The following is a 26455-nucleotide window of genomic DNA, read 5'->3' on the forward strand; positions in this document are numbered from 1 at the left end:
CTCGTGTGCTGTTGCGGAGTGGGTTCAGGCGATGTTGAAGCGTGCGGCGGCGTATTCGGCACCCCAGGTCAGTACGTCGCGGGTGGCTTCCATCATCCGGCCGTAGTGCAGGAAGGAATGGAGAGCACCTTCCTCCATGTGGAATTCGTGGTCCTTACCGTGTGCGGCGAGCGTCTGGGCGAGAGCGCGAGAATCATCGGCCAGCGGATCGAGTTCAGCGCCGACGATGAACATGGGCGGCACCGGTTGGGTGTAGTCGGCCGACAGCGGGTCGATATAGGGGTTCGCTTCGTGCTGGGCACCCCGATAGTAGGACTCGCGCATTGAGTCGAGATCCGCCATGCTCATACCGTCCCACCATCCGCCGTACATGCGCATGGTGGCGGAATCCCTCAGCCCGTACGTGCCGTAGTAGAGCAGGAGTGAGCGAATCGATTCAAAAGCGCTGCGAGGTGCGCTCTGATCTGAGCTCAGACCCGCGGCTTGGGCCGCTGTGTGGGGTTCATCGCGCAGAAGCAGGGAAGCTGAGAGCGAAAGAATAGCCCCTGCTGAATCCCCGGCGAAAGACAGACGGCGTGGGTCGATGCCGTGTTCTTGACCGTGGGCTGCGAAGTAGGCGGCGGCAGCGGCAACTTCGTGCAGAGCCTGCGGGAAGACGGTCTCCGGAGTCAGCGAATAGTCCACGGCGACGACCGCCGCCCCTGATTCTGCGGCCAGAACTCGCTGAATCCGGTCGTGGGTATCAAGATTGCCGACAGTGAAACCACCGCCGTGAACAAAGATGATCACCGGAAGGGCGTCGTTTTCCACCGGACGATGAATGCGCACGGGCACAGTCGCACCGGCCAGCGACAGAGTGAAGTTGTCAGTGCTGGCCATCTGCGGGCCGCCCTCGTTCCAGAATGCACGTTCGGCGTTGTAGTCGGCGCGCATCGCTGCGACGGGGTCATCGCCTGCGGTGTTAGAACCGCGAGCTTTGTCCGTCCCACTAGATGTGCGCGCAAGCTGATGTCGGACTACCGCAGTCTGCTCCGGCGTCATGGCGCGGCGAATATGTGCAGGAATGGATTCAAAAGTCTGTTCGTCAGCCATGAAACCATCGTCTCACCCACACCAGACAAGGAAAACGCCCCGGCGATTCTGTGAACCACCGGGGCTAGGCGCGGAGTTGGAGGGATTTGAACCCTCGGTCCCCAAACACGAGGACTTCACCTTAGCAGGGTGACGCTTTCGACCGCTCAGCCACAACTCCAGGCAGATACAGGTTACAGTCCAAGCGCCCCGGGAGCAAAAGCGCACCCTTCCGCCGCCAGTCCAGTGCACCACCCGCCGTGCGTCGCAGCACTCGTCAACTGCATGGTCAATGTTCTCTATGCTGCTCACAGGCTCGATACACTTGCTGTTCAGCCGAGGGCCATATACTCACCAAGCCGCTTCTGACGGCGGCACGGCTGCACACTACGAGGAGACGACACGGTGACTGATTCCCACGACACCACAGGCGGCTCTGGCTCCGCTAACGGCGAATACACGCCGGACGGTGGGGGCAGTGCCGAGAATGGCTTCTGGGCTGATCTTTCCTCTCACCATGTCCTCCGCGCTTCATCGCGCCCCAATTTCCGCGGCGACAAACCCACTGGCTCAGACAGCGATCACCCCACCCATCCGCACAGTGTCCGGTCGGCCGCAAAGCCTGAAGACCACCCCACGCACCGCTTTGACGGGCCCCTTCCGTCACGGCGTGAACTTCGCGAACAGAGAGAACTCGAAGAGAACTGGTACTTCACCGACGAAGACGAAGAAGAATACGATTCGGACTTAGAGTCGGCATACTCCACACACCACGGCTACGCCGAAGACGACGACGCCCAGCCGCGCCACGGTCAGCGCGGCGGCGACGGATTTCCCTCTGTTGTCACGTGGACGACCCTGGGAACCATGCTGCCCGGCCTTGCCATCATTCGCCGCGACCGCAGGTCCATCGCCGGATGGGTTCTGCTGTCTGGCTTTCTCCTGGGCATTGGGGCACTCGTTGTCTCTGCTCTCATCTACGGTCCGACGGCGTTTGCCAGCCGCATAGTGTCCAGCCCGAAGATCCTGCGATTCACATCGATTGTGCTCATTGTCGGACTCATCATCTGGGTCCTTGTGATTCTGCGTTCCTTTGCCGTGTCCAAGCGCGGCTTCCGCATGCCGCGGGCACAGAAGGTGCTCAGCTGGATCCTTGTGTCCAGCCTCATTGTGATCGTCGGCATCCCCTTGGGCGTTGGTGCGGCCTACGCCAATGTCACGGCCACAGCACTGTCGAAGGTCTTCGGCGAAAACGGCGCCAGGGTTCTCAAACGCGAGGATCTGTGGGCAGACCAAGAGCGGATCAACGTCTTCCTCATCGGCCAAGACAGCGCCGACAACCGCGAGGGCGTTCGTCCCGACACCATGCTTGTTGCCAGCATCAACACCCGCAGCGGACAGACAACTCTCATCTCGGTTCCGCGCAACCTGGCCTTCCCGCTGTTCCCAGAGGACTCGAAACTGGCTGAAACGTTCCCCAACGGGTTCCGGCCCACCGGCAACCCTTCGGAGGACCTCATCAACGCGGTGTGGGACTGGGCCGAAAGCTCGCCGGAAGCGGTTGGCGATACCCACGGTCTCGAACCGGGAATGTTCGCCACCATCCAGGCGGTTGAAGCTTCCCTGGGGCTCAAAACGGACTATTGGACCGCCGTGAACATGAAGGGCTTCTCCGATCTCATCACCACGATGGGCGGAGTTGAGCTCGACGTCGAACGCCCCATCCCGATGGGCGGCGGCACCAACCAGACCACCGGCGCAAAAAACCAGATCTTCGGGTGGATCGACCCGGGCCCGCAGCACCTCGAAGGCAAAAAGGCACTTTGGTACACCCGCAGCCGTGACGGTGCTGACAACTACGACCGCATGTGCCGTCAGCAGCGTTTCCTCAAGGCCGCTCTCGAACAGATGAGCCCGCAGGAAATGACGTTGAAGTACCCCAAGCTGGCAGCCAACGCATCTGACAACATCCGCACTGACATCCCGCTGTCAGACCTCAGTGCCTTTGCTGACCTCGCCATGATCATGCGCAACACCGAAGTGAAGTCCGCACAGATCACCAACGACGTCGTGGCTACTCTCAGCCCTGATTACGACGCCCTGCACGCGTGGGTGAAAGAACAGACGCAGTCGGGCGACGACAAGAACGACTCCGACAGCGCCTCCGGTCCTAAGAGCTCATCGGGCGGCAACACGGACAGCGCAGACGACTCTGCCAAGTCGCAGGGCGCAGACAATTCAGACAACGACACCCAGGCTGACTCCGGTTCGGCATCAGACCAGTCGGGGTCGGGCGGAGAAGACGCGGAACGCGGCCGCGGCGCGGAAACCGCCGACGGCAAGTGCTACCCGCACGGCTACACGCCGGGCGACCCCTGGCCGGGCTACCCGCACAACGACCAGCTGCGCGGAGGTGCCAACAGCGAAAACGGTGCCGATGGCTGACATTGCGATCATCGGCATGGGCCCTCGGGGCCTTACTGTTCTCGAACGTCTGGTTGCACTGTCCTGCGCTCAGCCTGACGAGGCGCCGCCCCGGCTGCACATCCATGTGATCGACCCGTTCCCGCCGGGTGCCGGGAGGGTGTGGCGGACGGATCAGAGCCCGTCTCTGCTGATGAACACAACGGCTGCCGAGCAGACGGTGTTCGCAGATGATTCGTGCGGTGTGCCGAACCCAAATCAGGGCCCGTCGATGGCCGAGTGGTCGTCTGACCCGCGCAGCCCGGGATCCTATTTTCCCAGCCGTGTTGAGTACGGCCGCTATCTGCGCGACTCCTATCAGCGGATTGCATCCCGGGCTGAGGGCTCCCAGGCAGCGCACGTCATCGAACACCAGGCGCGGGTGACGGACATTGCCGAACCTGATGGCACGGACGGTCAGCAGGTTCTGCGCCTGTCCGATGGCAGCCGCCTGGCGGTCGACTTCACCGTGCTGTGCGTGGGGCACATTGAAGCGCGCTTGACGGATGAACGTCGCTCCTACGCTGAGCTCAGCCGCGAACCCGGCGTTGAGTATCTGCCGCCGTGTCTGCCGGCGGAAACTCCCGTCAACCGCCTCAAACCGGGAGAGCCTGTGATCTTCCGCGGGTTTGGGCTGAACTACTTCGACCTGCAGGATCTGCTGACCACGGGCCGGGGCGGCCGTTTTACACAGAATCCTGACGGCACCTTGAAATACCATTCCAGCGGGCTCGAACCGGTCTTGGTGCCGTCCTCCCGCCGTGGTGTCCCCTACCGGTGCAAGCCGATCACACAAGCGCACCCGCTTTCCGAATGGCAGCTGCGCTACTTCATTCCGGAGAACATCCGGAATCTGGCACAGGCCCAGGCGGCAGAGGGGCAGAAGCTGAGCTTCAATGACCACCTGTGGCCGCTGATCCTGGCTGACATCCGATCCGCTTGGTATCGCACCCTGTACCGCGTGCGCCCCGAGGCTTTCCGCGCTGACCCCGTTCACATGCACGATGCGCTGACCCACTTTGTCACCGAACACATTGGGGTTCGCGCCGGTCGCACTGAAAAGGGCGGCAGGGCCGCCGGAACCTCCCCCGCGGGGCTGTTGACCCAGGCTTCCCCCAATTGGGTGGCCGTTGAACAGCGAGTTCTTGCCGACCCCGGCTTTGCGCTCGATCTGCATCGACTGCTGCGCCCCATGGAAGGGGTCGATTTCGCCGAACCGGACTCTGATCTGCGCGAATGGATGCTGAAGTTTCTGCGCCGCGACCTCGCCGCAGCACAGGCGGGACCTTCGGGCTCACCCGGCAAAGCCGTTTTTGCCGCTCTGTGGGCTGCCCGCAATCTGCTTAAGACCGTCGTGGTTGACGGCCTACTGGACCCGTTGAGCTTCACTTCCGAAGTCCGCGGCTGGTTTGAGGGCTTTGTGTCCGGCATCTGCGACGGCCCTCCCCCGCAGCGCTTTGCTGAGCTCATTGCGCTGACAGAGGCAGGGCTTGTCGATTTCGTCGGCCCGGGCGTGCAGATCAAAACCGTGGGCGGTCCCGGCCGTGGCCACTTCGTGGCCACCAGTCCCGCCGTAGACAGGCCGATTCGCGCAACAGCCCTGGTGGACGCTTCGACACCGGCGAACAACATCCGGTTTGCCGATGACGAACTCATGAACTCGATGCTCGACCGCGGCCAGGTCCGGCCCGCCGTCGTCACGAGCCCGGCGGGTGTCGATATGCCCCTGACGGGGCTCGATGTTGACGGTCCTTCCTACCGCACCGTCACTGCTGACGGCACAGTCCACCCGCGCCGCTTTGCGTTCTCCATCCAGCTTTCAGCTGTGCAGCTCGGCTTGGCGATTGCCGCCAACCCCAACGCGCGAGCACAGAGCCTCATCGATGCCAACACGATCGCTCAGGCGATCATCGACGACCTCACCTGACCTGCACACAGCAGAAGACGAGGCGGAAACTCACTTGAGTTTCCGCCTCGTCTTCTTCAGCTGATCACACGTACCGGTAGGCGGGCCTGCGCGGCACCGTGACGGTTCGCTTGCTGGCGATTGCCGCCAAAGCCGCGGCGGCGCCGACAATGAGCCACACCACCAGCTGGCCGACGGCCGCACCGGCACCCGGTGTGCCCGACGCCAACGCGGTGAAGCCGGAAACGGCGGGAGCCGGCGGCAGCATGTTCACCAGCGACACCAGCCCGGTCGGTGCGGTGCTGATCATGTTGACCGACAAAACGGCCACTATGATCGCCGCCGACAGAATCCGGCCGAAGCCGCCCATCAGCGCCGTGAGTGCAAAGTTGATGACGGTGAACGTCACACCCGCCAGCAGGGCCAAAAGGAACATGCCCGCAAACGTTCCAAAGCCCAATCCCCAGATGAACTGGAATAGGACGGTCATGACGAAGGCGTGGATGACCGCAATCGCCAAGCCCGGCGCCAGCGATTTCAGACCCACCTGCCACGAGGGCCGACCGGATGTAACAGCCGAAGCGGGCACAGCACGCAGGACCGTGTAGGTCAGCAGCGAGCCGATCCACAGCAGCAGGGTGAACAGCACGCCGATGACGCTGTTCTGCGACAAGGCGCTCAGCTTCGCCGTTTCACCCGGCACGGACGCGGCCACCACGTCCGACAGCTGCGAACGATGCGATTTGTCGTAGGTGGGTATTTCGTCCTTGCCCTCTTCGAGTTGGTCGTAGAACTCGCCGGTGCCGTCCTTGAGCTCCTTCGTGCCGTCAACGAGTTTGGGGGTGTTGTCTGACAGTTCCTCGGTGCCGTCGGCCAGCTGGTCGACCCCGTCGGTGTATTGGCCGACGCCGTCGCGGTACTTCGAAGCGCCGTCGGCAAGCTTGTCTGAACCGTCAGCGGCGTCACTGATGCCATCGGTCAGCTTGCCCGTGCCCTTGTGGAGCTTCTCGGTTCCGTCGGCAAGCTGCCCGGATCCGTCCCGCAGCTTCTTACCGGCGCCGAGGACTTCCTTCTTGCCTTCCTTGAGTCCGTTGACGCCCTTTTCAATGTCTCCGAGGTTGTCCTCGATGCCCGAGTTGAGGTCACTTGTTCCATCGGCAAGCTTGCGCAGACCCTGCGGCAGGGTGAGACCGGAGTCGCCCTTGGTGTGCAGACCGTCGCTGATCTTCTGCAGCACCCCCACCGAGGCGGAGCTGATTCCCGCTGCGAAGGCCCGTTCGGCTGTAGCGCAGCTTGTCTTGGAAACCGCACTGCCGAGTGCCTTCTGAAGCTCGGGGTCGAGGAGGGTCTTCTGGACTTCTGGGGAAACTCCCGCTTCGCCCATGGCCTTCTTCAGGTCCTTCTGGAACTGCTTGGCGCCCTGCTTGCTGATCTTGGAATCGGGTGACGGGCACAGTGCCGCACGCGCTTGCGAGACTTCCTTTGCTGTCATCAGCCCAGCGGCCTGAAGGTCATCGAGGCTTGTGGCCTTCGACGTTCCGTCGGCGTTCATGAGCTTCTTGGCCGCGGCAAGCTGCTTGTCGACGTCCTTCTGCATGTCTTCCACACCAGTGGCGATGGTGTCCATGGAGCTGTCGAGCTTGTCGGCAGCGTCGACGGCTTTTTTGAGCTTGTCGGCGTCGAACCCGTCCAGCGCTTTGACAACCTTGTCGATCTCACCGGTGTATTCGACAATGCCGTCGTGCAGGCTGTCAGCGCCCTTGTACAGCTTCTTCGTCTGACCGGGAAGTGACTTCGTTTGGTCCTTCATGGTGTTCAGACCAGACGCGAGCTCGTCGGCTCCGTCAGCCAGTTCGTCGGCTCCGCTGCGCAGATCTTTGCCCTTATCGGACAGCTTCTGAGCACCCTTGTCGAGTTCCTGCACACCGCTGTCCAGCTGTTCGGTGCCGTCCAGCAACTCACCGGCGCCATCGTCCAGCTTCCCTGCACCGTCAGCGGCTTCCTGCATCTGCCCGGAGATTTCGTTGAAGCCCAGGTAGATGTTGTCGAGGTACTTCTTGGCGAAGTCCTTGTTGAAGCTCTGGGTTGCCGCCTGCGTGATCGCCTTGGCGATGATGACGTCCGGCACCGGCTTCACTTTGGACTGCTGAATGTCGATCGTGGCGTGTTCGGCGTTCTTGCCGTCGTCTTCGGAAATCGACATGACGCGCTCGGAGAAGTTCTTCGGGATAGCCACAACCGTGGCGTACTTGCCGTTGCGCAGACCCTCTGCGGCGTCCTCGTCATCTGACAGCTGCCAGTCGAGGTTGTCCTGGTCTTCGTCATCCGGCGCGATGAGAGCGGCGGCCAGCTGGCGGCCCAACGGCACGGTTTTGCCGTCGATTTCGGTGCCGTCGTCGTTGTTGACGATGGCTCCCGGAATGGTGTGGACTTTCTCTTCTGCCCCGTGGGCAGTCACCACATAGCCGCCGGCTACCAGCAGCGGGATGAGCAGCAGACCGATGATGGTCCACCATGTCACCCGCTGACCGGCAGCGGCTCGTTCAAACTTAAACATGGTGTGTTTCCCCCGTCAGGTGGACAGACTCTTGGTGCGCATCAGCATCCGCTTCCGCAAAAGGCGAATGGTCGGAGCTGCGGTGAAGGTCTAGGAGTGTGTATTCGGAGTTCTTCGGCAGCATCCAGTCGGAATCCGCGGTGACAAGACCGAGGATCACCGCCGAGCCGCGCTGGAGTGATGAGTCGATCAGCCGCTTGAGCAGAGCCGCGCTCTGTGAGTCCTGCGGCTGGTCAGCGTGGTCGATGACGACCAGCTTGGGCGGATCTTGGATCATGCGGTAGAGCGAACGATGCGACGGTGCCGTCGAATCGTCGCGCGGACTCATGACGATCAGCGGCAGCGCTCGCCGGACGTGCCCACCCTGTTCTGGCATAACCCAGTCGAGGATCTTGAGTTCGCCCTCAGAGATCGGCATGCGGCCCGACAGCGCAGTGACAAGAGCCGATGATCCAGGCCCGGTGACAGCGAACACCTCGCCCGGTTTGAGCGCAATGTTGACCCCGGAGACCAGCTTGCCTTCCGCATCGCCGACGTCACCGCGAACCGAGCGCCCCTTGTCCCGGGGTCCGTTGATGCCGATGTCCTCACCGTAGAGCAGGTACGGCGAGTCCTTCTGCGGCCAGTCGCGCTGCTCAACCAGATGGGCAAGCCCTTCGCCTTCGACATCGAAGTGCGGCAGGATCTTGTCGAGCTTCTTCGGCAGCCACCACGACTTTTCGCCCAGCATCGCCATGACCGCAGGGCCAAGAGTCATGCGGATGAGGAAAGCGTCAACGGTGATGCCCACCGCCAAGCCCAGCGCGATTGACTTGATGATCGGCTCGCCAGCGGGCACAAACGCTGCGAACACGGCGAACATGATGAGTGCCGCGGCCGTGACAACACCGGCGGAAGCCAGGAAGCCCCTCTCGATTGCTTCGCGAGCAGGCGCCCCGTGCGCATAGGCTTCGCGCATACCGGACACGAGGAACACCTCGTAGTCCATGGCCAGGCCGAACAGGATGCCCATGAGGATGATCGGCAGGAACGAAATGACCGGACCCACCTGTTCAATGCCGATCGCTTCGGCTCCGTGCCCTTCCACAAAGACCAGTGACACCACACCGAAGGCGGTGATGACCGACAGGAGGAAGCCCAGAGCTGCCTTGATCGGCACCGCCACGGACCGGAACACCATCATCAGCAGGACAATCGACAGACCCACGACGAAGATGCCGAAGGGAACCAGGGCCTTGCCCAACTGGCTAGATACGTCGATGGCCACCGCAGTCGAACCTGTCACCGCGGTCTCAAAGCCGTACTTGTCCTTGAAGTAGTCGTGCATGTCGCGGATCTTTTCGACGACTTCTTCTGTGCGCGGATCGTCCGGGCCGTACTCTGGGATGACCTGAACCATCGCGGTGTCGGCGTTTTCATTGGGGGTCGCCATGGCGATCTGCTTGACGCCGTCAACCTTTTCAAGGTCCTTTTTGATGTCGTCGACGTCCTGCAGCGGATCATCGCTGGTGATGATGTCCGCGGTGACGATCAGCGGACCGTTCGCACCGGGCCCGAAGTGCTTTTCGGTGAGGTCGTAGGCGATTCGCGGTGGTGTGCCTTCGGGCTCACCGCCGTTGTTCGGCAGCGCCAGCTGCAGTTTGGACGCCGGAATGGCAAACAGGCCGAGGCCCACAACCACAATGATGACCGTCAGCGCTGGCACCTTCGTGACAATGTGCTCCCACGTCCGGAAGATCCGCGTTGCCGGGCGCTCCTTCTTCGGCTTGGCCTGCCGACGGGGGCTGTCGGCCTGGGCGTCTTCGGATGTGGCTTTCTTATTCTTCTTCGGCATCATCTTTTCGCCGAAGAAGCCCATGATTGCCGGAACCAGTGTCAGGGCCACAAGGACGGCTACTGCGACGGTTGCGGCCGCACCGAAGCCCATGACCGACAGGAAGGGAATGCCCGCGATTGACAGTCCGACAAGGGCGATGATGACCGTCATACCGGCGAACACAACGGCAGAACCGGCGGTGGCGGTTGCCCGTGCCGCGGATTCGTGGGCGCTGTGGCCTTCGTCGCGGCTGAGCTGGCGAGCGCGCGAAATGATGAAGAGCGCGTAGTCGATTCCGACTGCCAGGCCCAGCATGAGCGCAAGCATGGGGGCGGTGGAGTTCACGGTGGCGAACGCCGTTGTCAGCACCACGAGCAGCAGGCCGATGGCTACGCCGACAATTGCGGTGACCAGCGGAATTCCGGCTGCGATGAACGATCCGAAGGTCACAAACAGCACGAAGAAGGCCACAACAACGCCGATGCCCTCCACCCAGGAGATTTCGATGCCGGTGACCTTGAAGATCTCACCGCCGGCAACGACCTCGGTGCCTTCGGGCAGTTGGGACTGCAGATTGTCAGCTGCTTTTTCAAGATCCGTTTTGACTGAGTCGGGCAGATTGGCCTCTGCGTCGTCGTACTGGACGTTGAGCAGAGCGGCGTTGCCCTCATCACTGATCGAACCTTCGATGATGTCGTCATACGGGCTCGTAGCGCCGTCTACGTGGTCGTAGTCCTCGATTTTCTCAGCAGCTGCCTCGATCGGCTTCTTGTATTCCTCGCTTCTGAGGTCAGCACCGTCGGGGGCGACGATCGTCAACTGGCCGCGACCACCGCTGACCTGCGGAAATGTGAGCTCTAAGTTGTCAAGAGCTTCCTGGGACTGGGCACCGGGAAGCTCGAATTCATCGGAGAAGTCGTCTGAGAACAGCGCAACGCACCCGCCGAGCAGGGCGAGTATGGCAAGCCATACGGCAACGGTTGTCTTCCGTCGACGGTAGGCCGCCGCACCGAGTTCATAGAGAAAAGACGACATTCAGGAGCTCCGAACAATCGTGAAGTTACTGGCCAGTAGTAAACGCACTCAGCGATGTTAGCAACTGAGCGCTTCACCGTCGCCCAGAAAACCTTAAGTCAAGTATGACGCGCGGACCTGTGAACCCAGCTCACACCCGCTGACGCTGCAAGCATCCGTACGGCTCGCGCAGCCGGAGCAATGCCCGAAAACACGCTGATCGTATGCAATGAGAACGCCGAGCGCGCCAAAAGAATTTCACCGGAAGCAACTGCCTACAGCCTGTTGCGGCGTCAGGGTGCATGCAAGACGACTGTGCGCATTTTCACGTACTGCGGAACTCCCGGGCTGACGGCAATCTTCCGCTGGGCGGGATCAATGCGAACACTGGCCAATGTGGTCGTTTCAAGAGTGCCGCCGGGTTTTGGCAGTTTGGCCACGCAGCCAGAAGCCAAGTCCGAACACAGAAGAGGCACAAGATCCTCCGCGCACTGCGGCACACCGGCGCAGCTCACTGTGTCCTGCAGAAACTCCAACCGGTCAAAGGTGTTGGCGTTCGGCGGGCTGAGCAGGCCGGTCTGCGCGAACTCACCATCCAAAAAGTGGTTGGTGTGCACCGCGTAGCCGCGCTGATCAAGCACACGGGTCCTACCAGCGCTGATTTCGACCATCGCCGATTGTTCAGAGTCGATCAGCGTGATGACCGAACTGGACGACAGGGGCGCGTCTTCAATCATCCGCACCGCCTCGTCAACACTTCCGGCAGCCCCTAGGATCCGCGCGAGAACAGAGTGCACAGGAACTCCACCAGGCGCATCGTCAGAAGAGAACAGAATGTTGAGAAAACACCCCAGACCAGCCGAATTGACCCCTATTTTGCCGGTCATGCCGTACTCGGCGAGACCCGCGTAGCCGTAGCCGCCCGGCAGAGCAGCCACAGAGTGCAGGTGCCACAGGTCTGCAAACTCCGGATACCAGTCCCACGTCTGCGCGCCAACGCACGGAGCGCCCGCACCGGCACCGGCGGCACGGTCCGCGGCAAAGGTGATGGTCGAACATTCCGAAGGTGCCGAGGTGGAGCTTTCCTTCCGCGGCCCATCCTGCTGGGACGGGAGCGCAGAGCGGTCCGCGAGCGTTATGATTTCCGTGCGGGCAATGATGACCATGAGATCAGCGGGCGTAAGCCCCGCCCCCATTGCAGCGCCGGTGACTTCTTGATGCTGGTCGGGGTCCCAGTCGCGCAGAGCGGCGAGGGAGTCTTTTGCCGCTGCTTTGACCGCGCTGTCCTCTATGCCAAGGGTTTGGAACAGATGCGTGTAGCTTCTGTGTGCCGAACGGATCCTCTGCGCGGTCTGCGTGGCCCTCGCCATCCCGCGCATCTGCGGGGTGGGGCCGCTGACCACAATCGATTCGGAGCGGACTTCGTGTGGAACCGGCATGTGAACTCCTCGCTGCTGGAGAATCTGCTGTATGCGAAGCCTATCGGCTGTGCCAAAGCGGATGGGCGTTCACTGGAATTCCCGCTGCCCACATGTGGGAAGCGGTGTCCATGAGCGCCGCGAAGCGCGCAAAGGACCCCGGTGGCAGATCAGAAAGGTCCGCAGTCTTTTCTGCGATGAGTTCAAGGGCTCGATGTTCTGGTGTGCGGGCTTCACGGGTGCGGAGGCTGTCGGCTTGGCGGCTGGCCGCTGGCTGGGCAGCGGCGTCTGCGGTGTGTCTGGCAGCGTCTGCGACCGCGGCGGTGCGTGCGGTTCGGGCCTGCACAATCTGCTGGACTCGGTCGTGCAGACCGTAGAAGGGACGGCCTTCGCCTGGGAGCACCAGCGTGTCAGGCGGCAGCTGCTCCAGTTTTCTCAGGGAATCCGTGTAGGCACTGACCGAGCGGGGAAGATAGCCGACATCCAAGCCCAGGCGGCCTTCGAGTGATTCTTCTTCCGGCAGCACGTGATCGCCGGAATACAGGAGCGCGCCCTCGGGGTGATCTTCCACCAACACCGTGTGGCCGAACGTGTGGCCGGGCGTCCACACGGCCTGCACGGTGCGGCCGGACAGCGGCAGGTGAGCGCCATCGGCTAGGAGCACCGTGCCGGCGGGCACACGGGGCACAGGAACTTCAAAACCAGCCGTGGGCGCTTTGCCGTCGCGAATGTCTTTAAGCGTTTTGAGTTCGTGGCCGTGGATGCCACACCAAATGTCCGGCTGGTTCAGCGCCTGCAGCAGGCCAGCATGACCGTAGTGGTGATGGGTCACCGCTGCACCGTTCAGCTCATCGGGAGTGAAGCCGGCCTGCTCGATTCCCGCCATAAGAGCGGTGAGCCCTTCGCGGCTGCCCCACCCGGTGTCTATGAGGCTGAACCCAGTGTCTTCTGCAAGCAGGTAGGCAACGGTGTGCCCGCCAAAGGGTGTGGGCACCGGAATCGCCCACGTCCCCTCGACCAATTCAGCAGCGGCACTCATAGTGCTCATTGTGTCAAGGGGCAGCTCGGGCCGACGGTGGGCTTCGCGCCGAGGCACCTGCTCACCGCCGGTCCGAACGTCGCCGGGCTGTGTCAGCCGCTGGCTATCAGAAGTATTGGTTGAGGAGGTCTTCTGCCATTCCGCCCCATTTCGCGTAGGCGTTGGGGAATGCGGAAGCCTGAACAGCTTGGGCTGCATCACCGGGTGCCATGGTTTCCCAGCCCGGAATCTGGAGGAGGCCATTGGGGGACACTGCGGGATTCACACCGTAGAACGATTTCGCAGCGAAGACAGGGTCTTGGACCTGTGCGGGATTGCCCCATCCGGCGGAGGGGCGCTGCTGGAACAGGCCCAGTGAATCACGGTCCCCGTAGTTGAGGTTGAGCAGAGTTGATTCCTGCTGTGCGGTCATGAGTGCGATCTTGATGCCTTGGCGCGGAATGTTGTTGTCCTTGCCGACCTGGATGATCGTCTTAACATTCTCGATCTGCTGCGGGTTCAGCTGCTGCTGTGCTGCCGCCTGTGCTTTGGGAGACACTGCCGGTTTGGTGCCTTCGGTGGCCATGGCGGGGCCTGAAGCCAGGACTCCGACGGCGGCAATTCCGGCGGCGATTGCGGTGGTCGTAGAAATACGGGTAAGCGTCTTCACGGACTTCGCTCCTGTTTTCGATTGCTTCTGTTTTTGTCAGCCCCTGCTCGCGTCGTCTGCAGGGCCCTGCAGGGCGGTGCCGGGGAAGTCGAAGAAGCGAATCTCCGGGGCTGTTTTCACGATTCCACGGCTGCAGCCGCCCTTCAACAAACTGCGAGTCAAAGGAGTCTCAGTGTTCCTTGGCCGTTTCCCAACCTTCCGAAACAAGAAGAACCGGGTCGGCACCTCGGCGCCTTGCAGCGCCCCCCACCCTTTAGCAACAGAAGCTCCCGATAGCAGTCCATGTTGCTAGGGCGCAGATCCCGGCCAGCGGGTGTTTCCTGCACAAGATCAGCGGCGCCACACCGCGCCGCGCGCACCACCCCCGCCGCGCAAACACGAAACCCCGGCAGTTCATTGAACTACCGGGGTGTCCGGCGGTGAGTGTGGGATTTGAACCCACGGAGCCCGTGAGGACTCAACGGTTTTCAAGACCGTCACATTCGGCCGCTCTGTCAACTCACCAGATGCGCACAGCGCCTGACCATTGTGCCACACAAAGGTGAATCACTCACGAGGTGCTACTGGCTGGCTCGCGTCCAGTATGCGCTCTGCACGTCTTCGGCAAGCGGTTTGCCATCGGCGAGCGCCCACTTAGTGGGCCGGTCCGCGTCGCCTGCCTGCGAATCGACGAACACAACATCACCGTAGTCGCCGTGGTGGCGAACCATAAGAATGGGCAGTTTGGTCATGTCGACCGGATCTGGGGTCTTCTTCTGTGCTGGTTCTTCGCTGGGCCCAGCCGATTCCGAGGTGCCGTCCGGCTCGCCAGCCGCCTGGCCTTCTTCATCTTCGGCAGTTGCACCGTCCGTCGGCTTCGCGGTGGCATCCCCCGCCTGTCCTTCAGGGGCATCACTCGGGGCGCTTTCCGGTGCTGGTGTCCGCTTGTCTGCGTTGAACAGAGCCGCGCCCGCACCCTTCGGCGCTCCAGCTGACTCGGATGGGAATTTGAGGCCTTCGACAGCTTCCATAAGCCTGCCGCTGGGTGCTGTGTCGGCCAGCTTCTTCCAGTCATCCAGCGGTGCGAGTCCCGAGTGTGTGTAGTTGCTTGCGGTGGGAGCGCCCGTGGCAAAGTCCAACTGGATTGTCTTGTCGTCTTTGGTCAGCACAACAGCACGGGTTTCATTGCCAGCGAACTCAACGCTGAAGACCTGTTTCACCTCGTAGTATTCAAGAGCTGTGACCAGCTGCTTGCCTGAGTGCTCTGCCATAGCTTCGACTGCGGGCATGGTGTCCAGCAGCTGTTCGGCTTCGTCCGTCTGGGCTACGTTCGGCACTGCCCCATCGGCGCTGGGAACACTGAGGATCCGCTCAGCAGCAAGATCCCACACAACGGTTCCCGACCCGGTGCCGAAGCCTTCACCCGAAGTCGCCGCTCGCAGCGTGGCAGACGGTCCAGCATCGCGACCATTGAAGTTTCCGTAGTCCTGTTCGATCGACAGCGAGCGGATTCGCTCAGCTTCGTCAATCACGTCAAGCGTCTTGTCCTCCGCGGCTTTGAACGCGTCTGCGCTGATGTCAGCAGCGGGAACGCGCGCGGCATCAGCAGGAGCCGTCCCTCCGCCCTTCTTCTGGGGTTCACCGGTTGGGCTGAACACAAGGGTGCCCAGTTTGCCGTCCTGTTCGAAGATCTGGGCTGTCGCGTGTTTTCTGGTGATGACCAGCTGGAAGACGTCCGCGCCCTCATCCTGAAGAGCGCTGACAATCCGCTCTGCCTGTTCGTAGTTGAGGAAGTCAACCTCTGTCTGCTGTTCTTGAGGCGACGCCGGGTCGTCCTCACAAGCGCGAATGCCAACAGCGGCAATAAGAAGCGCAACAGCGACAGCGCTGATCGCAAGGATCGGCTTACGTGCCTCCCGCTGAGTCGAGTCAGCGCTGCCCGTATGAGAACTGTCGCTTGTGTCGTGAGTTTCCGGCACCGGTGTCTGCTTCCTTGGCTGCGAGAGCTGAATTCGAACGGGAGCACATCCCGCCAGAATCCGAGTCTATCGAAGCGTGCCAGACCGTGCCCGCCCAGAGCCCGGCCTCGTACGTCACAGAGGGCGCAAGCTTCATTTCCAGCTCGCTTAGACGCGCATGTGTCTGGGTCTCAGCTGTCAGTCACCTCGGCGGGCTGACTTCGGCTGCGCCGGCGGCTGCTCTTCTTCTGCCGTTTCGGCATCGTAGTCGTCTTCTTCGCTAAGGGTGTAGTCGCCGATGACAAGCCCACCCACACCCGGCTGCGCAGGCGCCCACCGGGGTGAGACTTCAGCAGAATCCCACGAGGCGCCCTGTGGCTGCCCTGTGCTGTCTTCGGCTTGTTTTTCGGTTCCCCTGTCAGCCAGATCCGGCCAGCTGGGCTCAGGCTGCATTCTCTTGTCAGCTTCTTCGACGCTTTCTGCAGCGGCTGCTCCGTCGGCTTCGACAACTGTCTCGACGGGCCTGATGACCGGCTTCTGGTTGAGTTCAGCACTCGGGGCGGCCTCGCCCGCCGATTCGTCTTGCTGTGGAATCTGCAGTTCAGACCGCTGCGCGAAGTCCTCCGCGCTGATCTTGTCACCTGGCACCGACCAGGCCGAGACCTGCACATCTTCGCCCGCAGCACCCGTCCTTCCGGTGCCCGCGCCTTCGGCCTCCGCACTGTCGGCAGCATCGTCGACAGCAGTCTCTGTGTCCATCACCGGAATTGCCGTGCCGCCGAGCCCAAAAGCGCCTTCGTGATCGTCATCAGCCGCAGCCGCGCCACGCGCTGCGGAAGCGTCATCTTCACCGCGCGAAGTCTTCGTCACCTTGGTCGGTTCAATTGGGCCGCTGCGGTGGGCAGCTGTACCGCGCGGGGTGGCCTTCGACGGACGACCGCGCAGCGCCAGCGTCAGTGCTGCCAGCGGCACGGTCAGCCAGGCCGGACGGTTGCGAAGCTCCGTGACAACCTCAACCAGCAGGCGGTCGATGAGCACCGCGCGCAGGATTGGGTCATCCAGTGTGACAGACCCTTCCACAGCGCGTGAATATCCGGTCAGAAGCGAGTTCTGTGCCCGCTTCGACCATTCGGACTCCGGTGAGTCCGTGAGTTCGCGCAGCTCGTCAGCAGACAGACCAGAGGTGATCGGCGCATCGTCAGATTCGAGAGTGCCCGTGCGCTTAAGTCGAGCGTATCCAGCCGCGTAGTCCAGGGAGCGCAGCAGCGCAACCAGGTCCAGCGCCGGAGGCTTCGGCTCTGTGCCCTGGCCGTCAGCGCCTTCGGCAAAGTTGCGCACCCGCGGACCCCCGGTGGGTGCCATAACAACGTTGCCGAGCGTGAGATCACCGTGAATGCGCTGCAGGCCGCCCACCGACTCAAGCTCAGCAAGCCATTTGCGGTGCCGTCTGAGGTCACCGCGCAGCGGTTCGAGAGTCAGCGGTGAACGCTCCAGCGCCCAGTCAACGCGCTTCTGCCACTTCTTGGTCCACGCACCTGCGTCATCCTCGGATTCGACGATGCCGAAAATGCTGGCGAGGTCCCCGTGCAGTTCACCGATCCGCCGGCCGATTGCCCCGGCGGTGTCGACAAAGCTGGCGGTCGAACCGGAGTCGACTTCCAGTGCCGACCGGACCGCCTGCGCCCACGCAGTGTCAGCTTCGGCTTCGCCGCTGGTCAGCATGAGGGTCGGCAGTTCGCATTCGGACAGGCCGTAGCCGTCGAACCACCGGCCGGAAACCCATCCGGCAACGTGCGGAACAGCTGCCGAACCGGCCTTTGTCAACGCCACCGGCATGTGCAGCGCGGCAGCGGTAGCCGCATCGAGCAGGCGGAAGACCGTAAGAACCGAACGCTCCGCCCCGTAGTCGATGACCGCATTCGTGACATTGCCGCGGTCCGAAACCGTGATCCGGGAAGAACCGAGAGCCTCAGCCACGGCTTCCGGCGAATTCAGATCATTGACATTGACCGCTCGCGAATTCACGCGGTGCGCGTTGATCTGGTTGCCGGGAAAGCTGCGTCCGGCGGCACTCGCACCAACCATGGTGAGCACATAGGCGGGGTCAGCCGCCGCATCGTACACGCAGACCCGGCCGAGAGTCAGATCGTCAATACGGCCGATCAGGTGCGCGCGCAGGCTGGGCTCTTCGTCAGTTCTGTACGTCAGGGGGATGTTGAGGCGGTGCACCTGCTGTTCTCCCCCCGCGGTGGCGCTGCCGACGGCGATGACCGACTCATAGCCGTGCACTTCACCGCCGCCGGGCAGTTCCATGTGGAACACCTCAACTGAAGACATGGGGGTCACGTCCGGGGAGGTTGCGAGCACGCGGCCGAGAACCCCCTGCTGCCTCGGAAACCACGACTGTCGGGGCAGCCACTCCGAAAGCAGGTGCTCAAGCTCACTGCTGATCGCCACTGTTGTTCTCCTCACCAAACCGGACTGACCTTCCCACTGTATCGGCCAGTACTCGATTTTCTGTGATATGACGCGGGAAGTTGCTGTTCCATCAGCTGAGGTTGAGAATGAAAACGTGTTGATAGACGGCAAGAAACCCCAGGTCCCCCCGACAGCTGCTGAAATCCGTGAGGCCGCCTCGCGAATTCAGCCGAAAGTGGTTTCGACGCCTCTGCACATTTCCGAGCGGCTGTCGGCCGCGACGGGAGCTTCCGTCTACCTCAAGCGCGAAGACCTGCAGGCTGTCCGCTCCTACAAGGTGCGCGGTGCTTTCAACTTCATGCTGCAGCTGACCCCGGAAGAGCGCGCCCGCGGTGTTGTTGCCGCTTCTGCCGGCAATCACGCGCAGGGTTTTGCCCAGGCGTGCAACGATCTGGGGATCAACGGGCGGATCATTGTTCCCCGCACCACCCCGCAGCAGAAGATCCAGCGAATCCGCCATTTCGGCGGTGAGCGCGTGACCGTCGTGATCGAAGGCTCCACCTACGACGATTCATCGGCGCTGGCCAAACGCTATGCCGAACGCACCGGCGCTCTCATCGTGTCGGCGTTCGACCATCCGCGCACAATCGCCGGACAGGGCACGATCGGCGTCGAGATCCGCGATCAGCTGGGCTACGACCCCGACTACATTGTCGTGCCGATCGGCGGCGGCGGAGTTCTCGCCGGCATAGCCGAATACGCTCGCGAAGCCATGCCCGACACCAAGGTCATCGGCATGGAACCTGCCGGGGCGGCCTCTATGATCGCCGCGCGCTCGGCGGGCAAACCGGTGGAGCTTCCTGAAATCGATTCCTTTGCCGATGGTGCCGCGGTGCGCCGGGCCGGCGATGTCACCTACCGGATGATCGCCGACATGAACCTTGAGCTGCACCCGGTTCCAGAGGGCCGGATCGCCAAGGAAATGCTCGATCTGTACCAGGTGGACGGCATCATCGCCGAACCCGCCGGCGCAATCGCTTCGGCCTCCGTCGGACCGGAAGGGTCGTTTGCCCCGCTCGAAGTTCCCGCCGGTTCGTCTGTCGTGTGTGTTCTCACCGGCGGCAACAACGACATCTCCCGCTACTCGGAGATCCTTGAGCGCTCACTCGTGTGGGAGGGGCTCAAGCACTACTTCATTGTGAACTTCCCGCAGGAGCCCGGGGCTCTTCGCCGATTCCTCGACGAAGTTCTTGGCCCTGATGACGATGTCGCCCTGTTTGAGTACATGAAGCGCTCAGGCCGTGAAACCGGACCCGCGTTCGTAGGCATCACGCTGGGCAATGCGGCTGACCTGCCCGGCTTGCTGCAGAGAATGGACGAATCGCCTCTCGAAATCGAGAAGGTCGGGGAAGACTCGCCGCTGTTCCACATGTTCGTCTGAGTTCGGCTGGGTGCAGCTGGGTGCGCGGTCGCAAGCTCTGACGAGACGCCGGGACGGCAGGGTCTTGGTCTGCCCAGGTGCCAGGTTAGCTTTGCCGAGGTGCCGGTTGAGGGTTCGTGGCAGTGCCTGCCGATAGGCTTGCCCCATGGCTGAACTGACGACTATGCGCGCGGTGACAATCCCCGAACCCGGTGGGCGCGATGCTCTGCGGGTCGATACCGTCGACGTTCCAGACTGCCCGCCGGGCCACGCCCTCGTGCGCGTTGCCGCCGCCGGGGTCAATCGCGCCGACATCGCGCAGCGCGAAGGCAATTACCAGCCGCCCGCAGGGGCCACGCAGATTCCCGGTTTGGAAGTCGCAGGAACTGTTGTCTCGGTCAATCCGGCGGATGCAGCTAGCCGCCAGACCGGGTCTGCTTTTGCGGCCGATTCTTCTTGCACAGCCGTGCAGATCGGCGACAGAGTGGCGGCTCTGCTCACCGGCGGCGGCTATGCCGAATACGTTCCGGTGCCCATCGGCCAGCTGATGCCCATTCCCACTGTGTCCGACCCGCACAGCGACACTGAACGCCCCATGAGCTTCACGGAAGCCGCAGCTTTGCCGGAAGTCATGGCAACTGTGTACTCAAACCTGTTCAGCACCGCCCGTTTACAGCCGGGCGAATGGGTGCTCATTCACGGCGGCGGATCCGGCATCGGCACAGCAGCCATCCAAATGGCCAAAGCCCACGGAGCAAAAACAGCCGTAACCGTCGGCAGCGAGCGCAAGGCCGATTTCTGCCGCAAGCTGGGCGCTGACGCTGTCATCAACTACCGCGAAGAAGACTTTGTCGACCGGATCAAGCAGATAACGGCAGACGCCGGGCAGCCGGACTCCCCCAATTTCTTTGGGCTTCCCCGCGACAGCAGCCGGCGTCCCGGTGCTGACGTCATCCTCGACATCATGGGCGCGGCCTACCTCGAACGGAACACGGAAGCACTGACGCGCGACGGTCGGCTGGTGGTCATCAGCCTGCAGGGCGGTGCGGAAGCCGAACTCAATCTTGGCCGACTCATGGTCCGCAGGCAGACGGTCATTGCAACCACTCTGCGCGCACGTTCGGAAGAACAGAAAGCCGCCGTGGTCACCGGCCTTCTTCAGGACTTCTGGCCGCACGTGGCAAGCGGCCGCATTACCCCGGTGGTCTACCGGGAACTGCCCATTGACGACGTCGCCGAAGCCCACCGTCTGCTCGAAGACGGTGAAGCCATCGGCAAGGTAATCCTCAAGGTAGGTGCGCATGACTGAAGCGGACACCAGCACCGCTGAAGCCCCAATCGAATCCGAAGCAGAACAGCAGCCGACTGCTGATGCAGACACGGATGCCATCACTGAAAACAGCGAAGAAAACAGCCCGGAAAGCGGCGAACAGAACAGCCCGGAAAGCGACGACGAAACCCCCGATGTCGCCGACCCTTCCCGGGTTCTGCGCATTGGCAGCACCCTCAACAGGCTGCTGGAAGACCTGCGCGGAACCGACGACCTCGACGCTGCCGGACGCAAACGGCTCAGTGCGATCCACAAGGGCGTACGCGAAGACCTCGCAGAAGTTCTCAGCGAAGAACTGCTCGAAGAATATGACCGGGGGGGCCGCCGCTCTGCCCGTCACGCCCTCACGCGGCGAACTGCTCATAGCCGTTTCGCACGCTTCGGGGTGGATTGACGGTCTGGTGCAGAGCATTCAAACCGCCATCATGGCCCGCCAGGCCATGAACGGAGAAGGCCAGCCCGCCCCCGTGGTCCAACCCGGCAGAAAGCCCGGAGACGCCCCGGCAGGGCCTGGAAACTACCTGTAGTGGGACTGTTTTCATGGCTGCGCTCACGCACGCCTGATACCGGCGACCAGCGGGACGATTCACTGGATGCCCGCCTGGGCACTGGTCTGTGGCGGCAGCACCGCGACCGCTTCGGCCGCGCTGTCGACAGGCTGTAATACAACCGCCGTGCAAGCCCAGAAGGAAGCACCCAACACCCCATCGGTTCTGGCAGTGGTCGAACTGACCCATCGGCTGTCCGAACTCGACCAGCGGGCAGCCGGCATTGCCGAATACGCCCACAGCAGGTGGCCGGTGGAAGGCCTGGTCCTCCCAGCTGATGTCCGCCTGCAGGCAGGCGATCTCCCCGAACTGCTCAGCCACGCGGCGGGCAAAGTGTCTGAGGCAGCCCAAGCGGCAGCTCATGTGAGAGTTTCGGCCCGGCAGGTGAAAAGCACTGCACACAACGAGGCCGGCCAGCCGACAGACACGGAGGGCACCCTAGCCGACGACTTTCCAGCAGCTGAAGCACCGGCGGCCGACGCCTCAGCCGCAGCTGCCGCCCGTTTTGTCGACGATGCCGAACACCTCATTGCCCAAGCCCACGCGCGCACTTTGGGAAAGGAATCGCCATGAGCATGCACTTGCCGGACGACCGCGCTTTATCCCGCATCCGCCTGATCGCGACGGATGTCGACGGCACGCTGTTAGAAACCGGCACACCCATAACCGCGCGCGTGCGCGAAGCAGTTGAGGCTGTTCGCGAAACCGGCGCTGACGTTGTTCCCGTCACGGGCAGGCCGCTTCGGTGGATGGACCCGGTGGCCCAGCAGCTGCCGCACCTGCAGTGGGCTATCTGCGCCAACGGCTCCGCAGTGCTGGATATGCACAGCGGGCACTTGGCGGCGGTCTACGGAATCGACACCGACCAGCTGGTCGCTTTTCGTCAGCGCCTGCACTCTGTCCTGCCACGGGCCGCGCTGGCCTATGAAACCCCGGAAGGGTCTTTCACAGCACCGGGCTTTGTGCACGATTCAGCAACCGAACTGTCTGAATTGGCCGCCGTTCGGGCGCGCTTACAGGCTCCCGAAATCGACTATGGCGAAGAAGCCGAACTCGGCACTGTCCTCAAAGTTCTTGTGCGCGTTCCGGGCTCCTATGATTCCGAGGCTCTTCTCAACACCGTCCGCCCGCTTGCGCGTGGGGTTTTCCACCCGACCCATTCGAACCCTTCGTCCGGGCTGATCGAACTGGCAGCACTCGGGATCACAAAAGCGCACACGCTCGGAGTCTTTGCGGCCGACCGGGGAATCAGCTCGCAGGAAGTCGCAGCCTTCGGGGACATGCCCAACGACATTGAAATGCTCACGTGGGCCGGAGCGGGCTTTGCGATAGCCGACGGCCACCAGCAGGCGCTGCGGGCTGCAGCATTCCGGGCGCCGGCATTGACTGACGGCGGCATCGCCCCGGTGCTCGAAGCGATTGCCCGTGCCCGCTCAGCGGAACTCGGCTGAGATTTCGTCTTTCGTCGGTTCGAAGATGTTCACCAGCTGTTCGGCCAGGCCGTCTTCTTCAACGGGGGCGGCGATGATGTCGGCGTATGCGCCGAGCTTTTCCTTCGACTGGCCCATGACGATTGCAGTGTCGACCCACTGCAGCATTTCGATGTCGTTCGAACCGTCACCGGCGCCGATCGTGTGCTTCTGTTCGACACCGAGGTTAACGGCCACGCGCTGAATGGCGCTGGCTTTGGAAACCCCGTCGGGCTGGATGTCCAGCCAGTTCGACCAGCCGACGGAGTAGGTGACCCCATGCAGGCCGATGGTTTTGACGGACTCTTCGAATTCAGCGTTGTCGATCGTCATTTCGCGCATGACGATCCTCGTGGCGGTTTTGGTTTTGAGGTCTTCGAAGTCGGTCATACGAAGATCGCTGCCCACGGCGAGGTCACCGTCGGGGAACTGGCCGGAGGACCAGCGCACCAGATCGGCATCCTCGACCATGTACAGGGCTTCGGGCAGAACCGAGGACATTCGCTCAAGCGCGGGGCCGGGATCAAAGCACTCCACGTGGTAGACCGACCATCCGCGGTCGGCTTGGGCATCGAGTTCGACGATGACAGCCCCGTTGGAGGCAACCACGTAGCCGTGGGTCAGGCCCAGTCGGTTGGCCACATCGAGCGCCCCTTCGACAGTGCGTCCGGTGGCGATGACAACGTGATGACCTCGCCTGGACACCGCGCGGATGACTGCGCGGGTGTAATCCGACAGTCGGTTCTCGTAGTCGACTACTGTTCCATCGAGGTCAAGGGCGACGATGTACTCGGTCACGATCTCTCCTGTGGGTCGTCCGGCTGTGGTCGGTGTGTCAGCGCCGCGGTCCTTCCGGCCCCCACGCCTTGATGCCGCCCAGATAGGGCTGCAGGGCAGCGGGAACGCTGACCGACCCGTCTGCCTGCTGGTGGTTTTCCAGGATTGCCACGATCCAGCGGGTGTTCGCCATGGTGCCGTTGAGAGTGGCGACGGCTTCGGTTTTGCCGTCTTCGCCGCGGGTGCGGATGTTCAGGCGGCGGGACTGGAAGGTGGTGCAGTTCGAGGTGGAGGTCAGTTCTCGGTAGGTGTTCTGGGTGGGAACCCAGGCTTCCGTGTCGTACTTGCGGGCGGCGGAATCGCCGAGGTCACCTGCGGCGATGTCGATTACGCGGTACGGCAGTTCGCAGAAGCCGAGCATTTTCTCCTGCAGATCCAGCATCCGCTGGTGCTCAGCTTCGGCGTCTTCCTGGTGGGTGAAGGCGAACATTTCGACCTTCTGGAACTGGTGGACTCGGATGATTCCACGCGTGTCCTTACCGTAGGACCCGGCTTCGCGGCGGTAGCAGCTGGAAATGCCGCCCAGGCGGATGGGACCTTCGGACAGGTCGATGATTTCGTCTTTGTAGTACCCGGCCAGGGCCACTTCCGATGTGCCGACCAGGTAGAGGTCGTCACGTTCCAGGAAGTAGATTTCGTCGGCGTGCTCGCCCATGAATCCGGTGCCGGACATGATCTCGGGCTTGACCAGGGTCGGGGTGACCACGGGGGTGAAGCCGGCTTCGATCGCGGTGTCCATAGCCAGGTTGAGCAGCGCCATTTCCAGGCGCGCACCAAAGCCGGTCAGATAGTGGAAGCGGGATCCGGACACCTTGGCTCCGCGGCCGGTGTCGATTGCGGAAAGCCCTTCGCCGATCTCCAGGTGGTCTTTCGGTTCAAAGCCCTCGGCGGCGAAATCACGGGGGCTGCCTTCGCGGCGGATCTCCACGGAGTCTTCTTCACCGCCGGAGGGCACACCGTCGATGATGAGGTTCGGCACTTTCTGCACCGCGGTGGTGAATGTCTGTTCAGCTTCCGAAGCGTCAGCTTCGAGTGACTTAACACGTTCGGCCAGCTGCTTGGCTTCCGCTACGAGCGCCTGCTTGGCTTCTGGGTCTTTTTCCTGCGAAACCTTCTTGCCGAAGGCCTTCTGCTGGGCGCGAGCCTCTTCAAAAGCGGTCAGACTCTGCCTGCGGGCGGAATCGGCGGACAGGACGTCGTCAATCAGTTCGACGCTTCCGCCGCGGGCCCGCTGTGAGGCCTTGAAGACGTCCGGGTTGTTCCTCAGCTGCACAAGATCAATCACGCCCCCAGCTTAGCCCGCCCCATTGAACATTCAGGTGACGGGCGCGCGAACCCGCGCATCCGCACGAACCTCTCAGACGCAATAGCTAAACTCGCAGCATGGATCTAGGCACGCAGACTGTTCTGACCATCCTTCTGATAGTCGTCGTTGCTCTGATTGCATACGCCATCGGTCACAGCGTCGGAGCAATGCGCACTCGCCGGAGCATGGAACGCCAGACCTCTTCCGAACTTGCGCAGGTGACAGCAGAGCGCGAACTCAACGGCACCTCGTCAGACAGGCAGCCCAGATTTGCGGTGGTGTACAACCCCACAAAACCCGAGGCCCAGGCAATCATCGCCGCAGCCCAGACCGAAGCGCGCAATTCGCGGTGGGCCCAGCCGCTGATCATCCCGTCTGACGAAGACGACGGCGGGGTCGCAGCAGCCCAGAAGGCGCTCGATGAAGGAGTCGACCTCATCATCGCCGCCGGTGGGGACGGCACTGTCCGGGCAGTGGCTCATGTGATTGCCGATACCGATGTTGCGCTTGGCCTGGTGCCGATCGGCACCGGAAACCTGCTGGCCCGAAACACGGGCCTGTTCTTTGAGAATCCCGAATGGTCCATCAAAATCGCAATGTACGGCAACGACAGGCACATTGACGTCATTCGCACGCGCACCAGCCCGGGCGCCGAACCGGACACCTCTGTTGTTATGACCGGCATGGGCTATGACGCGGCGGTCATGGAATCCGTGTCTCCAGAACTCAAGCAGCGGATCGGCTGGCTGGCCTATGTTGAGGCCGGCAGTCGGCAGCTGACCGGCAAGCGCACAAAGGTCAAGATGAAGTTTGACGACCAACCAGTGCGCTCGTATTCCATTCGCTCGGTGCTGGGAGCCAATGCCGGCCGCGTGCAGGCGGGCCTCGAACTGCTTCCCGGTTCACGGCCGGATGACGGGCTCATCAACGTTTTGGTGACCACGCCGAAGAACATCGCGCAGTGGGCCTCAGTGCTGCTTTCGGTGGTTGGGCGCCGCAAGCGGGGACCGGCCACTGAAATTCTCACGTGTGCGTCGGTGATCATCGAAGCCGAAGAAGAACTCGCCCTGCAGCTGGACGGGGATTTTGCCGGCATGAGCGATTACTTTGAAATGAAGGTTGTCCACGGGGCTCTGACTCTGCGCACACCCACGCCGAATCAGCGTCGCCAAATGCGCACGGCCCAGTGGAACCTGCCGGGATAGACAGCAGCGGTCTTGCCGCGCAGCCGCAGACTGTTCACAGCACGGCACAGTG

At 62.4% G+C, this 26455-nt stretch carries 19 protein-coding genes and 2 tRNA genes; 9 read left to right on the forward strand and 12 right to left on the reverse strand.

The annotated features are described in order from the left end of the window. Positions 1-24 precede the first annotated feature (24 nt). Together GC119_RS09050 and GC119_RS09055 are read right to left on the reverse strand one after the other, a co-directional pair. A complete protein-coding gene (locus GC119_RS09050; RefSeq protein ID WP_070575539.1) occupies positions 25-1092 on the reverse strand; it encodes an alpha/beta hydrolase fold domain-containing protein in 1068 nt (355 codons plus the stop codon). Positions 1093-1163: 71 nt separating this feature from the next. Further along, positions 1164-1252 (reverse strand) — tRNA-Ser (locus tag GC119_RS09055). 224 nt (positions 1253-1476) lie between these two features. Between GC119_RS09055 and GC119_RS09060 the strand changes: the two genes are divergently transcribed. Together GC119_RS09060 and GC119_RS09065 are read left to right on the forward strand one after the other, a co-directional pair. Beyond that, positions 1477-3516 (forward strand): LCP family protein, encoded by a 2040-nt coding sequence (locus GC119_RS09060; RefSeq protein WP_151952950.1) that lies wholly within the window; start codon positions 1477-1479, stop codon positions 3514-3516. Further along, a complete protein-coding gene (locus tag GC119_RS09065; protein ID WP_151952951.1) occupies positions 3509-5461 on the forward strand; it encodes an FAD/NAD(P)-binding protein in 1953 nt (650 codons plus the stop codon). Before GC119_RS09060 ends, GC119_RS09065 begins: the two co-directional genes overlap by 8 nt. Positions 5462-5525: 64 nt before the next feature. Here GC119_RS09065 and GC119_RS09070 read toward each other — a convergent pair whose 3' ends face one another. From GC119_RS09070 to GC119_RS09105, 8 genes are all read right to left on the reverse strand, one after another. Next, positions 5526-7997, reverse strand: coding sequence for a YhgE/Pip domain-containing protein (locus tag GC119_RS09070; RefSeq protein ID WP_151952952.1), 2472 nt, complete (start codon positions 7995-7997; stop codon positions 5526-5528). Then, positions 7990-10848 carry an MMPL family transporter gene (locus GC119_RS09075; protein WP_151952953.1) on the reverse strand — a complete coding sequence of 953 codons (2859 nt, stop codon included), beginning with the start codon at positions 10846-10848 and terminating at the stop codon, positions 7990-7992. The genes GC119_RS09070 and GC119_RS09075 overlap by 8 nt, the downstream gene beginning before the upstream one ends. A gap of 272 nt (positions 10849-11120) precedes the next feature. Continuing rightward, complete coding sequence (locus GC119_RS09080; RefSeq protein WP_151952954.1) at positions 11121-12266, reverse strand: C45 family autoproteolytic acyltransferase/hydolase; 1146 nt, start codon at positions 12264-12266, stop codon at positions 11121-11123. A 40-nt stretch (positions 12267-12306) separates the two neighbouring features. Beyond that, entirely contained in the window at positions 12307-13284 is a 978-nt protein-coding gene (locus tag GC119_RS09085; RefSeq protein ID WP_193215644.1) for an MBL fold metallo-hydrolase, read from the reverse strand. Between the two features lie 106 nt (positions 13285-13390). Next, on the reverse strand, positions 13391-13933 hold the full coding sequence (locus GC119_RS09090) for a peptidoglycan-binding protein (protein ID WP_151952956.1): 543 nt from the start codon (positions 13931-13933) through the stop codon (positions 13391-13393). Positions 13934-14350: 417 nt separating this feature from the next. Next, positions 14351-14437: transfer RNA gene (locus GC119_RS09095), tRNA-Ser, on the reverse strand. A gap of 56 nt (positions 14438-14493) precedes the next feature. After that, positions 14494-15891, reverse strand: coding sequence for a hypothetical protein (locus tag GC119_RS09100; protein WP_151952957.1), 1398 nt, complete (start codon positions 15889-15891; stop codon positions 14494-14496). A gap of 177 nt (positions 15892-16068) precedes the next feature. Further along, complete coding sequence (locus tag GC119_RS09105; RefSeq protein ID WP_151952958.1) at positions 16069-18327, reverse strand: maltokinase N-terminal cap-like domain-containing protein; 2259 nt, start codon at positions 18325-18327, stop codon at positions 16069-16071. Positions 18328-18394: 67 nt separating this feature from the next. Between GC119_RS09105 and ilvA the strand changes: the two genes are divergently transcribed. The 6 genes from ilvA to GC119_RS09130 all read left to right on the forward strand — a co-directional run bounded on the left by ilvA (position 18395) and on the right by GC119_RS09130 (position 23037). Next, positions 18395-19729 (forward strand): threonine ammonia-lyase IlvA, encoded by a 1335-nt coding sequence (gene ilvA / locus GC119_RS09110; protein ID WP_226829383.1) that lies wholly within the window; start codon positions 18395-18397, stop codon positions 19727-19729. A 145-nt stretch (positions 19730-19874) separates the two neighbouring features. Continuing rightward, positions 19875-21017, forward strand: a complete 1143-nt coding sequence (locus GC119_RS09115) for an NAD(P)H-quinone oxidoreductase (RefSeq protein WP_226829384.1) — start codon at positions 19875-19877, stop codon at positions 21015-21017. Next, complete coding sequence (locus GC119_RS09120; protein WP_151952959.1) at positions 21010-21432, forward strand: proteasome activator; 423 nt, start codon at positions 21010-21012, stop codon at positions 21430-21432. Before GC119_RS09115 ends, GC119_RS09120 begins: the two co-directional genes overlap by 8 nt. Before the next feature lie 132 nt (positions 21433-21564). Then, entirely contained in the window at positions 21565-21702 is a 138-nt protein-coding gene (locus GC119_RS10960; RefSeq protein ID WP_193215645.1) for a hypothetical protein, read from the forward strand. A 10-nt stretch (positions 21703-21712) separates the two neighbouring features. Further along, the gene (locus GC119_RS09125) at positions 21713-22159 is read left to right on the forward strand and encodes a hypothetical protein (RefSeq protein ID WP_151952960.1); all 447 of its coding nucleotides are present in this window, start codon (positions 21713-21715) and stop codon (positions 22157-22159) included. Then, positions 22156-23037: an HAD family hydrolase gene (locus GC119_RS09130; RefSeq protein WP_151952961.1), complete on the forward strand. Its 882-nt coding sequence runs from the start codon at positions 22156-22158 to the stop codon at positions 23035-23037. Before GC119_RS09125 ends, GC119_RS09130 begins: the two co-directional genes overlap by 4 nt. Here the strand turns inward: GC119_RS09130 and GC119_RS09135 are convergent. Both GC119_RS09135 and serS read right to left on the reverse strand, forming a co-directional pair. Next, positions 23020-23853, reverse strand: a complete 834-nt coding sequence (locus GC119_RS09135) for an HAD family hydrolase (protein ID WP_151952962.1) — start codon at positions 23851-23853, stop codon at positions 23020-23022. The genes GC119_RS09130 and GC119_RS09135 overlap by 18 nt on opposite strands. A 37-nt stretch (positions 23854-23890) precedes the next feature. Continuing rightward, positions 23891-25177: a serine--tRNA ligase gene (gene serS / locus GC119_RS09140; RefSeq protein ID WP_151952963.1), complete on the reverse strand. Its 1287-nt coding sequence runs from the start codon at positions 25175-25177 to the stop codon at positions 23891-23893. 98 nt (positions 25178-25275) lie between these two features. Between serS and GC119_RS09145 the strand changes: the two genes are divergently transcribed. Beyond that, the gene (locus tag GC119_RS09145; RefSeq protein ID WP_151952964.1) at positions 25276-26403 is read left to right on the forward strand and encodes a diacylglycerol/lipid kinase family protein; all 1128 of its coding nucleotides are present in this window, start codon (positions 25276-25278) and stop codon (positions 26401-26403) included. Positions 26404-26455: the final 52 nt, after the last annotated feature.

The organism is Brevibacterium sp. Marseille-P9724 (assembly GCF_902500275.1).
Classification (GTDB): Bacteria; Actinomycetota; Actinomycetes; order Actinomycetales; family Brevibacteriaceae; genus Brevibacterium.